At 28.2% G+C, this 11,353-nt stretch carries 10 protein-coding genes; 5 read left to right on the top strand and 5 right to left on the bottom strand.

The window, feature by feature from the left end; all coding sequences use genetic code 11:
• Positions 1-252 precede the first annotated feature (252 nt).
• The 4 genes from Q0H31_RS08440 to Q0H31_RS08425 all read left to right on the top strand — a co-directional run bounded on the left by Q0H31_RS08440 (position 253) and on the right by Q0H31_RS08425 (position 4,722).
• Complete coding sequence (locus Q0H31_RS08440; RefSeq protein ID WP_295297215.1) at positions 253-1,923, top strand: restriction endonuclease; 1,671 nt, start codon at positions 253-255, stop codon at positions 1,921-1,923.
• 62 nt (positions 1,924-1,985) lie between these two features.
• Positions 1,986-2,657 carry a DUF305 domain-containing protein gene (locus Q0H31_RS08435; RefSeq protein WP_295297213.1) on the top strand — a complete coding sequence of 224 codons (672 nt, stop codon included), beginning with the start codon at positions 1,986-1,988 and terminating at the stop codon, positions 2,655-2,657.
• 159 nt (positions 2,658-2,816) lie between these two features.
• Positions 2,817-3,857, top strand: coding sequence for a UDP-3-O-(3-hydroxymyristoyl)glucosamine N-acyltransferase (gene lpxD / locus Q0H31_RS08430; protein ID WP_295297211.1), 1,041 nt, complete (start codon positions 2,817-2,819; stop codon positions 3,855-3,857).
• A gap of 1 nt (position 3,858) precedes the next feature.
• Positions 3,859-4,722 (top strand): DMT family transporter, encoded by an 864-nt coding sequence (locus Q0H31_RS08425; RefSeq protein ID WP_295297209.1) that lies wholly within the window; start codon positions 3,859-3,861, stop codon positions 4,720-4,722.
• A 354-nt stretch (positions 4,723-5,076) separates the two neighbouring features.
• Here the strand turns inward: Q0H31_RS08425 and mnmA are convergent, their stop codons facing one another.
• From mnmA to rpoN, 5 genes are read right to left on the bottom strand one after another with little or no spacing between them, the layout of a single operon-like run.
• Positions 5,077-6,138, bottom strand: a complete 1,062-nt coding sequence (gene mnmA / locus Q0H31_RS08420) for a tRNA 2-thiouridine(34) synthase MnmA (RefSeq protein WP_295297207.1) — start codon at positions 6,136-6,138, stop codon at positions 5,077-5,079.
• Between the two features lie 37 nt (positions 6,139-6,175).
• Positions 6,176-7,126 carry an HPr(Ser) kinase/phosphatase gene (hprK, locus tag Q0H31_RS08415; protein WP_295297205.1) on the bottom strand — a complete coding sequence of 317 codons (951 nt, stop codon included), beginning with the start codon at positions 7,124-7,126 and terminating at the stop codon, positions 6,176-6,178.
• Entirely contained in the window at positions 7,126-7,590 is a 465-nt protein-coding gene (locus Q0H31_RS08410; RefSeq protein ID WP_295297203.1) for a PTS sugar transporter subunit IIA, read from the bottom strand. Before Q0H31_RS08410 ends, hprK begins: the two co-directional genes overlap by 1 nt.
• Positions 7,591-7,629: 39 nt before the next feature.
• The gene (gene raiA / locus Q0H31_RS08405) at positions 7,630-8,409 is read right to left on the bottom strand and encodes a ribosome-associated translation inhibitor RaiA (protein WP_295297201.1); all 780 of its coding nucleotides are present in this window, start codon (positions 8,407-8,409) and stop codon (positions 7,630-7,632) included.
• Between the two features lie 20 nt (positions 8,410-8,429).
• Positions 8,430-9,698 carry an RNA polymerase factor sigma-54 gene (rpoN, locus tag Q0H31_RS08400; protein WP_295297199.1) on the bottom strand — a complete coding sequence of 423 codons (1,269 nt, stop codon included), beginning with the start codon at positions 9,696-9,698 and terminating at the stop codon, positions 8,430-8,432.
• 150 nt (positions 9,699-9,848) lie between these two features.
• Here rpoN and Q0H31_RS08395 point away from each other — a divergent pair, with 150 nt between their 5' ends.
• Positions 9,849-11,234, top strand: coding sequence for a sodium-dependent transporter (locus tag Q0H31_RS08395; RefSeq protein ID WP_295297197.1), 1,386 nt, complete (start codon positions 9,849-9,851; stop codon positions 11,232-11,234).
• The last annotated feature ends 119 nt before the right edge of the window (positions 11,235-11,353 follow it).

Below are 11,353 nucleotides of genomic sequence, written 5' to 3'. Positions count from 1 at the left end.
CTAATATTTCTTTATTCTTAACTTTATTAATTTTTAGAACTATCTTTTTTCTTTGATTTGAAGTATATTCTTTCATATGTATTCCTTTAAATTTAGCTATTTATATTATAAGGAATACCTACTTTTTTAAAACTAAAAAATGTGCAATATCTATGGCTCCTAAACAAAAATATTTTTAAATATAACTTTATTTAAAATAAAAAATAATATAAAATAATTTTGAAAAATAGTGAAAGGATAAAGAGATAATTTATGAATAATATAATGATATATTTAATAACTTTATTAGTATTAGCTTTTCTTACATTTATTCTAATAAAAAAAATAATTGCAAACAAAGATAACAAAATAGGAAAAGTATCAGGTAAATTAAGCAAAGAGAGAATATTAGAGCTAAAAAAAAGAATAAGCAAAGATGAAAACGACTATGAAGCAATATATGAACTTGCAATGTTGGAAGAGAATATTGGGGAGAATGAAGAGGCATTACAAAAATATGAACAATTAATGGATATAGGATATTTGAGAGGAAAAGCTCAGCTTGATGCGGCAAAAAAATTGGAGGAGAAATATTCTGCATTAGGAAATAGAGAAAATATATTAAAATATTCTGCTATTGTTTTTAAGATTGACCCTAAGAGTACAACATACGCTATAAAAGCAGCTACTATATTAACATATGAAAGAAGTTTCAAAATGGCTTGCGATTATTTTTCTAAAGCATTATCTGCAAAAGAAGAATTTGATATTGATGATATTAAGGCAGCAGCTTTTGCTTTTTATAAAGTAAAAGACTATAAAAAATCTCTTGCATTTTTAGAAACACTTTACAAAAGAATGAACAAAGAAAAAAATAATAAAGATGTTTCTAAGCAAGTAGCAAAATCTTTAATTTCACTTTATTTAATATCTGAAGAAATAAATATTGCAAAATCTTTTTTAGAAATAACACTCGCAGATAAATTTCATGATGATAATTATAAATTTTATTTAGATAAAGTATATTTATTTATATTATATAAATTAGAAGATAGTAAATTATTTAAAGAATACTATGATAAAATATATTCATTATACAAAATTCCTCAATTTGATAAAAAAATATCCTCTTTAATATTTGACTATGCCTTCTATTCATATTTTTTAAGAGATATAGATTTTTCAATACAAGCTTTTAGAAGTATAAAATCATTTAGTCTTAATGAGTTTAATATTTATGATGTTGATAAAATATTAAGTTATTTATCTGAAATATATAAAGCATCAGATCAATTAAATAAAATAAAAGATTCAGGCTCATATCATTTACAAAAATATAAAAATGATAACTTTGAAAATTATATAGACAAGGATTTAACAGCATTTTGGGATAAAACAATAAATTTATGGGAGGCTTCTTTTATAGATTTCGATTATATATCAAATTTAATAGATACAAAACCTACAATTAATGTTGATGCTGTATTAAATCAATTAAAAATTTCTGTAGATGATAATAAACCAAATAAATTTACAACTACCAATAAAATAGATAAAATATTTAAAATGAGCATATTTGATTTTAAAAAGGTTTGTCAAAACATAATAAGAAACAAATTATCACATTCAATAGTTCAGGAATATACAGGAGAAAAAGGAAAAAACAGCTACGGAGATGAAGTTGATTATTTAGCATACAACATGAAAAGCAATAAAAAAGATTTAACTCTTATTTCTTTTAAAAGATGGAATAATGTTGAGATTGGAGAGTTAATGATTAGAGACTTTTTAATGCTTGTTTCTGAGGCTGGTGCTAAAAATGGAATATTAATTGTACCAGTAGAGCTTACAAGCAGTGCTAAAAGTTATGTGCTTCATAATGACAGAATAGAAGTTTATTCTAAGGCACAATTTAATAATTTATTAAAAGATGAGTCTATATAATTTTTACGATTTATGTAATTAAGATGTTATAATAGTAAAATTTATTAAAGGATATTTACATAATGAAAAACTTTTTAACTTTAATTACTATTATAATGATGTTAGTTTTTACTGTTTCTTGTACTCAAAAAACAGATACTGCTTCTGCGGCAGAAAATAATGCTGCACAAAATGAAATGCCGGAAAATGCACATGCAGCTCATAATGCTTCTGGTTCTAAAATTATAGATGCAATGCATGCTCCTATGATGGCTCAGCCTTTTGAGAAAACTAAAAATATAGATGTTGATTTTTTAGTTAATATGATACCTCATCATCAAGGAGCTATAGATTCTTCTAAAATACTTCTTGAAACTACTACAAATGAAACTCTAAAAACTTTAGCTAATAATATTATACAAGCTCAAGAAAAAGAAATAAAAGAGTTTACTGCTTTAGTAGATGAATTAAAAGCAAAAAACACAGATTATAGCGATATAGAAACAGAAGCTTTTGGAAATGAAGCAGAGAAAATTATGAATGATATGATGATGGAAATGTCTATGATAGAAGTTAGTACGGATAATGATATAGATTTTATTAGAGGAATGATACCTCATCATCAAGGGGCTGTTAATGCTTCTAAACAAATATTAGCTTCTACAAAAGATGATAAAATTAAAGAGATTGCTAATAGAATAATAGCTGACCAAGAAAAAGAAATAACTGATATGAACAATTTATTACTTCATTAACATCAAAATAAGAAATAGTAAATAAAAAAATATTAAACGCTATAGGTTATATCCTGTAGCGTTTTTTATTTTTAAAAATATAAATTTGCAAAAAAATATATTTGTTTATAAAATTAAATAAAATATAATAATTTTTTAATAATGTTAAATGGAGCAAATATGAATATTAAAGATGTTGCTAAATTTTTGAATGCTATAAAAACAGTAGGAGATGACAATATTAATATAAAAACCCTCTCTCCGATTAATGATATATCAGAAGGCTCTATAGTTTGTGTTGATAATAATAAATATATAGAAGCCGCTTTAAATAGTAAAGCAAGTGCAATTATTTTAAGAGAGGATTTGGCAAACACTATAGAAGATTTTAAAAACAAAACAGCTATTATTCATGCAAATCCCAAAGAAGCATTTATAAAACTTCTTTATATTTTATTTGAAGATAAAAAATATCCATTAGGCACAGTAGAAAATACTGCTGTTATAAAAGAGAATGCAAAAATAGATAAAGAAACCTATATAGGGGATAATGCCCATATTGGAAAGAATGTAAAAATTGCTAAAGGAAGTGTAATAGAGAGCGGAGTATTTTTGGGAGATGATGTTGAAATAGGGGAGAATTGCATCATACATTCAAATGTTTCTATACATGACAGATGCATAATAAAAAACAATGTAATAATAGGTTCTTCTACTGTTATCGGCAATGACGGTTTTGGATTCTTTGAGGTAAATGGCAAGCAGATGAAAATTCCTCAAAGGGGAAATGTTTTAATAGAAAATGATGTTGAAATAGGTGCTAATGTTTGTATAGACAGGGCAACTTTAGGCTCTACAATCATTAGAGAGGGCGTAAAAATAGACAACTTAGTTCAAATTGCTCATAACTGCGATATAGGAGAGCATTCTATAATTGTATCACAGGTTGGAATTGCAGGAAGCAGTAAATTGGGTCATCATTGTGTGCTTGCTGGGCAGGTTGGTTTGGCTGACCATGTTACTTTGGGTGATAGAGTTATATTAGGCGGACAAAGCGGTGTTATGACTAATGTAAAAATAGAATCAAATTCTGTTATGCTTGGTTCACCTGCTCAAAGAATAGACAGAGAAAAATTAAAAATGATAGCAGAGCAAAAACTTCCAGAGTTAATTAGTTTAGTAGAAGAGCGATTTGATGTTAAGATAAGAAGAGCAAAATAAAATGATTAATGTATTATTAGTGATTATTGCTTCTATTGCTTATGGTTTTCTTCCAATATTTACAAAAAATATTATAAGAGAAAATTATTCATCTGTGGCAATAGTTTTTTATAGATATGTTTTTACAGCAATATTTTTATTTTTTATAATACTCATAAGAAAAAAAAGTTTTAAAATAGATAAGAGACAATTTTTAGAATTAATTTTGTTTAGTATAGTTGGGCTTGGTTTAACATTTTTCTTTTTATCGCTTTCTTTATTATATATATCAGCAGGGCTTACCAATATGATTCACTTTGGATATCCTGTTGTAGTAATTATATTAATGGCTATAGTCTATAAAGAGAAAATTAATATATTAAAAATAATCTCTGTAATTTCTGCGGTTATTGGAATAGTACTTTTAACTAGAGTTGTAGAAGTGGAATCTTTTAAGGGTGTAATATATGCTTTAATAACCACAGTAACATACGGAGTTTATATTATATCAAACAAAAAGGCTTCATTTGCTAAACTTGATACTATGGTTTCGCTTTTTTATATGTCTTTATTTGTATCTATAGTATTTTTTATATTTGGTATAGCAACTAATAGCCTAAAAATGATTGACAGCATAAATGTATTTAATAATTTTATTGCTATATCTTTACTTTGTACAATATTTTCTTTAGGGCTTTTGCTTTATGGTGTAAAACAATTAGGCTCTTCTCTTGCTTCAATATTAAATATGTTTGAACCTACAACTACAGTAATAGCTTCTATATTTATTTATAATGAGACACTAACTATTAATATATTATTTGGTTCTATTCTTGTTGTTTTGTCTACGGTATTTATGATAATGTCATCGAAGGTACAAAGCTAAAACACTTGTACTTTTTGCAACTTTTTGCTACGGGAAAAAGTTGAATAAAATAATCATATAACAAAATATAGTTATTTTAGAATATATTTATTTGAGTTTACCAAAAAATATTTCTTAAGTTTTATTAGTTTTTCGGGGACTAGCCCCCGTACCCCCACTTCTTTTGCCGCCGCAAAGAAGCAAAAAGGCTGCATTTTTTATTAAAATATAAATATTGTTTTAATACATATTGACAATATATAAATTTGTACTTTTTGGTTCTTTGACGAAGTCCGTACCGCGACTGAAGGAAGTACCTTTAGGTGCGTAAGCTGCGGGAAAAAGAACAACAAAAAAGTTGGTAAAATTATTGTTTTAGTATACAATTCCGCCGCACAATGTAATCTCGCCGTCATAGCAAACGCATGATTGTCCTTTGGCTACTATACCTGTAGGCTCTAAAAAATGTATGTCTATTCTATTTTCATCTATTGGCACCACATTAGCCATAGTACCTTTATGAGCACTTCTTGTTTTTACCAATGCTGTAAACTCTTTCTCTCTTTTGTTTACTATCCAATTTATGTCATATATTGTAACTTTGTCTATAATGGTGTGATTTTTATTTCCCACATAAACAGTGTTAGTGCTGCTGTCTAATGATATTATAAAAAGAGGCTCTTTGTATGCAATACCGAGTCCTTTTCTCTGCCCAACCGTATAATGCCATATTCCATTATGATGACCTAATATTTCATTAGTTTCTATATGTACAATATTTCCTTCTAAATCTTCATCAAATAACCTATGGTATTCCCCAGCAAAAAAATCTTGACTGTCATTTTTCTCTGCCACATCAATAAGATTGTACTCTCTTGCTAAGTTTCTTGTATCTTCTTTAGTCATTTCATACATAGGAAACATTATTTTTGATAATTGCTCTTGAGTTAATCTATATAAAAAATAAGATTGGTCTTTTATATGATTTTTGCCTCTTAAAAGTATATATCTTTTAGACTCTTCATCATATCTTACACCAGCATAATGCCCAGTAGCAAATTTATCAAAAGTTAAACCGCTTTTTTCTATAGCATCAAATAAAGCCATAAACTTAATTTCTCTATTGCACATTATACAAGGGTTTGGAGTAAGCCCTTTTTTGTATGAATCTTTTACATAATCTATTACTTTTTTTTGAAATAATTCACTAACATTAAAAGCATAATAATCAATTCCAATTTGAGCGGCATATTTTTTGCATTCTTCTACCACTTTGTTTTGATAAGGACCATAACAAGAACCAGCTAAAGGAGCTCTCTCATCGCCGTCCCAAAGAAGCATAGTAACACCAAAAACTTCATTACCCTGTTCTTTTAAAAGTTTTGCCGTTGTTGTAGAATCTACTCCCGCACTCATACCAACAGCTATTTTTGACATATATTTTTAATCCTTTTTTATATAATAGATATGTTTTTTATGAACCTTTTTTTTGCATAGCTTCTATTAAATCTCTATCTAATTCTTTAGCACTGTTGTAGCCCATCTCTTTTAAACGCAAGTTTTTAGCGGCAGTTTCTATTAATATGCATATGTTTCTTCCGGCACGAACTGGTAATTTTATATAAGGTATTTCAGTGTTTAATATATTATAAGTTTTATCATAAAGCCCCATTCTGTCATATTGCTCATCATCTTTCCACTGTTCAAGCTCTATCACCAAATCAAGTCTTTTTTTATCTCTAATGGCACTCATACCAGAAAGCCTGCTTATATCTACTATTCCAATACCCCTTACTTCCATTTTATGCTTAATAACATCATGCTTTTTACCAATAATCCTGCCGTCTTTTAATTTTTTAAACTCAACAGTATCATCTGCTATGAGCCTATGACCTTTATATATAAGCTCTAAAGTAGCCTCACTCTTACCAACACCGCTTTTACCTAATATTAAAATGCCAACTCCAAAAACCTCAACAAGTCCGCCATGAACTCTAAAAGATTCTAAAAACTCCTCTTCTATTAAGTTTTGCATAGATAATACAAACTCATTTGTAGGAAGTTCAGTAACCAAAACGCATATATTATTATTTTTAGCAATTTCTATAAACGATTCCGGCGGCACAAGCCCATAAGTAAATATACATATAGGAATCTTATAAGAAAGCATCTCTTCAAATATATCAGTTTTATTTTCTTTGTCTAAAGTTACAACATAATTTCCTTCGCCCTTGCCGAATATCTGTATTCTTTCAAAAGCGAAATCCTGAAAATATCTAAATAATGCCATACCGGGTCTATTGACATCGCAGCTGTATATTTCATTTTTCATGCCAATTAAACCTGTTAATCTTCTTATTTTTAATATGTTGTTTCTGTTTTCGTTGATTTCAAGGAATTTTTCAACATTTATTTTTTTAGGCATTATAATTTCATTTCCTCTTTAGCGATAAGAGATATTATATCTTCATTTTTGTCTGTATTTATGAGTTTCTCTACAAAATGACTATTATCTCTAAGTATCTTAGCTATTGTAGTTAGCACTTTTAAATTCTCTGATGCAGAATCTTTAGGAGCAAGAAGCATAAAAACTATAAATACTTTTTTCTTATCTACAGATTTATAATTTATTCCATTTTTTATAGTAGCAACTGTTAAAACTATTCTTTCTACAGCATCTGTTTTGGCATGCGGAATAGCTATACCGCTTCCAACCCCTGTACTCATAAGTTTTTCTCTAGCCATAATCGAGTGCTCTGCTTCATCTTTATTCAGCAAAAGCCCGCATTCATTAAGCCTTTCTACCATTTTAGAGAGTAAACGTTCTTTATCCGTCTCTTGAACATCTATCATTATTGCATCTTTGTTGATATAGTCTATCAAGCTCATTTTTGTTAAGCCCTCCAAAATAGTATTAATTATAAAAAATTATATCTCAAATATTCTTATTAAAGTAAAAGATATATCTGATTCCTTATATAAAGCCTCTACTTGACCTGTAACACTGCTTACATATACTACAAACTTTTCATTATTGTTTTCTGTCAAATAGTTTACTGCCTCACTCACATTATATTCTTTTAATTCATATTTTTTGCTTGAACTAGCATCTATATTATTATCACTAGTTAAACTCACTTCATCTATATTCCAAGAATTAGAATCATCACTCTCGTATATTTCATAAGTCTTAGAATCATTTCCTTTAAATAGATAAGAAGGATATTTACCTATTTTTACACTGTATAAATCCTCTTCTCTTTTTATAGGGAAATAGGCAAGATACGGTCTTTTATCATGATTGAATATAACAAGAGCATCAATTTCATCTAAAGGTTTTTCATATAAAGATAATGTGTTTATAGAATAAGAAGCATCATCTTCATCAGCCTGTACAGTTTTATCAACTACAGCTCTTTGAGTTTTATCTATATTTTTCTCTTTAGATTTTCTTACTTTTCTTTCTATCTTTTGGAACATTGTATCTATTGCTACATACAAGTCTTTTTCTTTTTCTTTATCATGGAATACTTGTTTACCGAAAGTAATAGTACCTTGAACTATATATTCTTCATGTATATGCTCACATATGATATTAGCATCTATGATTTTATCAGAATGAACTTTTATATTTTGCATCTTATTAGCGATATGTTCTCTTACGTTTTTAGTGATTCTCACATTTTTACCTATGATGTTTTGATGCATAAAATTTTCTCCTTTTGTTTTTATAATATTGATGATGAAAGCCTATATTTAGCAACAGTTCTTCTTGATATATCGATACCTTCACTTTTTAATATCAGCCTTATTTTTTCATCAGTCAATTTAACAGGGGAGTCTTTTATTATTCTTTTTATTATTTCTTTTACAGCTCTTGATGATATTCCACCTTTAAGCTCTTTTGAAAAGAAATATTTTATAGAAAAAGTTCCCCAAACTGTATTTAAGTATTTACCATTAGATATTCTGCTTATTGTAGACTCACTTAAAGAAACTTCTAATGATAAATCTTGCAATTTTAAGGGTTTTACAAACTCTTTTCCGTTTTCAAAGAAAGGAAGTTGAAATTTTAATAGTCCTTCGCCAACCTTTAATAATGTTTTTTTTCTTTCACTAACGGCATTTATTAAATTTTCAGCCATTTTCTTTTTTTCTTTCAAAAAGTTTGTATCTTCTCTACTATTTTTCCCCTCATTTATTAGTTTACTATATTTTTTGCTAATTTTCAAGGGTTTTATGAAGCTTTCATTAGTTTTTACTACCCACTCATTGTTTTCTTTAAATATAAAAATTTCAGGTACTATATATTTTATAGGTGTAGTGTCATATTCTCTTGCGGGGTAGGGCTCTAATGTTTGTATTATTTTTAGAGCGTCAAGCACTTTATCTTTACTAATATTCATCTCATTTGCTATATAATCATAATTCTTTTTACCAAGCTCTTTTAGGAATTTTTCTACTATTTTTATGGCTATTTCTTTTATACTATCTTCTATATCATCTCTCGATTTAAGCTGTATAGATAAGCATTCTTCAATATCTATCGCACAAACTCCTAATGGGTCGAAGGTTTTTAATATATTAATTATTTTTTGTACATCTTTTATATTGGCGTTTAAAGTTTCTGCTATGGTTTCGTATGGTGTTTTTATGTATCCGTCTTTATCTATGAAACTGCATATATGTTCTGCTAATTCTATATCTTTTTTATTATCGAATGCTATATTTATTTGCGTTTTAAGGTGTTCGAATAGGCTTTCGCCTTCGCTTTGAAGCGTGTTTTCTATTATGTTATCAATATCTGTATTACTACTACTATTTTTAAAATCGTATTCCAAGAAAGGGTTCTCTTCCATTTCTTTTTCTATCTTTTCTTTTAGTTCTATGGCGGGTATTGATATTACATCAAGCCATAATTTGGTTTGAGCATTTAATCTTAATTCATGTCTTAATTGAGTTTTTATGTTTGTAGATAAATTTATAGATGAACTCATAAAAAAAGTATATAACAGTAAAATTTTTTGTCAATAAAATGTATATTAAAAGCATTAAGTATTGATTTTATTTGTTTTATATAATATGATACTTCATTATTATATATAGAAACATGATGTTTTTTTAATGTTTTTATTGGAGTATTAGTTATGAAAGAGAGAGAAAAACTTGGCAGCAGATTAGGGTTTATACTTGTTTCGGCTGGCTGTGCTGTAGGTATGGGTAATGTTTGGAGATTTCCTTATATTACAGGTCAGTATGGCGGAGGTGCTTTTGTTGTACTTTATATTATATCTATAGTAGCATTTTGTACTATACCTATGATTATGGAGTTTGCTGTTGGCAGAGCCGGCGGACATGATATATCTAACTCTTTTCTAAAATTAGAGAAAAAAGGTCAGCATTGGCACAAAATAGGCTATGTTCAGATTATTGGTAATGTACTTCTTATGTTGTTTTACACTACTATATGCGGTTGGTGTTTAGCTTATTTTTATTTTACTTTAACTGGCAAGTTTACTTCATTAGATGCTAATCAGATTGGAACTTTTTTTAATGGCGTACTTGGAAGCCCTTCTACTTTAATTTTGTGGATGGGAGTTAGTGTATTAATAGGTATTTTAATTTGTTCTTTTGGGCTTCAAAACGGAGTTGAGAGAGCAAGTAAGTTTATGATGATATCTTTATTTGCTTTGCTTATAGTATTAATAATAAGAGCTGTAACTTTAGACGGTGCTGTTGAGGGATTAAAATTCTATTTAATTCCTGATTTCAATAAACTATTCGGCGGCGGATTTTCTGGTTTTATTGCTATATTTTATGCGGCTATTGGGCAGGCTTTCTTCTCTCTTAGCGTTGGTCAGGGCGGAATGGCTATATTTGGAAGCTATATAGATAAAAAACAAAGATTAACAGGTGAGGCTCTTATAGTTGTGGCATTAGATACATTAGTAGCTTTGCTTGCTGGTCTTTTAATATTTCCTGCAAGTTTTGCTTTTAATGTTAATCCCGGTCAGGGAGCTGGCTTAACTTTTGTTACTTTGCCTAATGTATTTAATTCTATGCCTTTAGGAAGATTATGGGGTTCTTTATTCTTCTTATTCCTTGCTATGGCTGCTCTCACTACTATAATTGCTGTATTTGAAAATATATATTCTTTTGCTATGGATAAGTTTGGATTATCAAGAAAGAAAGTTTCTGTAATACTATTTTTAGTAGTGTTCTTTGGAAGCTTGCCTACTGCTTTAGGTTTTAATGTTTTATCACATATTAATCCTTTAGGCGAGGGTACTGTAATACTTGATTTATTAGACTTTATAGTAAGTAATAATATACTTCCTCTTGGTGCTTTGGTTACTTTATTTTTCTGTACGAGAAAGTTTGGTTGGGGATTTGATAATTTTCTTAAAGAGGTTAATACTGGTGAGGGAGTTAAATTTCCTGCATATTTAAGACTTTACAGCAGTTATATTATACCGCTTATAATACTTGCTATATTTGTTTATGAATACTTAAATAAATTTGTATTGAAGTAAATATTTTTAATATCGATAAGATTATAAAAGATAGTGCTCATAGTGGTGCTATCTTTTTTTATTAAATAGATTTTTAAGTTTGTTAAAAAACATATTTTTAGTTTTTTATTTGTGGCTGC

The organism is uncultured Brachyspira sp. (assembly GCF_934747485.1).
Taxonomy (GTDB): Bacteria; Spirochaetota; Brachyspiria; order Brachyspirales; family Brachyspiraceae; genus Brachyspira.
Note: the sequence above shows the minus strand (reverse complement) of the source record. Positions and strands in the feature narration are given on the sequence as shown.

What these genes read in the sequence shown, in the direction of transcription:
- lpxD (WP_295297211.1), top strand. Translation starts at nt 2,817, where the DNA reads ATGAATATTAAAGATGTTGCTAAATTTTTGAATGCTATAAAAACAGTA.
- Q0H31_RS08425 (WP_295297209.1), top strand. Translation starts at nt 3,859, where the DNA reads ATGATTAATGTATTATTAGTGATTATTGCTTCTATTGCTTATGGTTTT.
- raiA (WP_295297201.1), bottom strand. Translation starts at nt 8,409, where the DNA reads ATGCATCAAAACATCATAGGTAAAAATGTGAGAATCACTAAAAACGTA.
- hprK (WP_295297205.1), bottom strand. Translation starts at nt 7,126, where the DNA reads ATGCCTAAAAAAATAAATGTTGAAAAATTCCTTGAAATCAACGAAAAC.
- Q0H31_RS08395 (WP_295297197.1), top strand. Translation starts at nt 9,849, where the DNA reads ATGAAAGAGAGAGAAAAACTTGGCAGCAGATTAGGGTTTATACTTGTT.
- rpoN (WP_295297199.1), bottom strand. Translation starts at nt 9,698, where the DNA reads ATGAGTTCATCTATAAATTTATCTACAAACATAAAAACTCAATTAAGA.
- Q0H31_RS08435 (WP_295297213.1), top strand. Translation starts at nt 1,986, where the DNA reads ATGAAAAACTTTTTAACTTTAATTACTATTATAATGATGTTAGTTTTT.
- Q0H31_RS08440 (WP_295297215.1), top strand. Translation starts at nt 253, where the DNA reads ATGAATAATATAATGATATATTTAATAACTTTATTAGTATTAGCTTTT.
- mnmA (WP_295297207.1), bottom strand. Translation starts at nt 6,138, where the DNA reads ATGTCAAAAATAGCTGTTGGTATGAGTGCGGGAGTAGATTCTACAACA.
- Q0H31_RS08410 (WP_295297203.1), bottom strand. Translation starts at nt 7,590, where the DNA reads ATGAGCTTGATAGACTATATCAACAAAGATGCAATAATGATAGATGTT.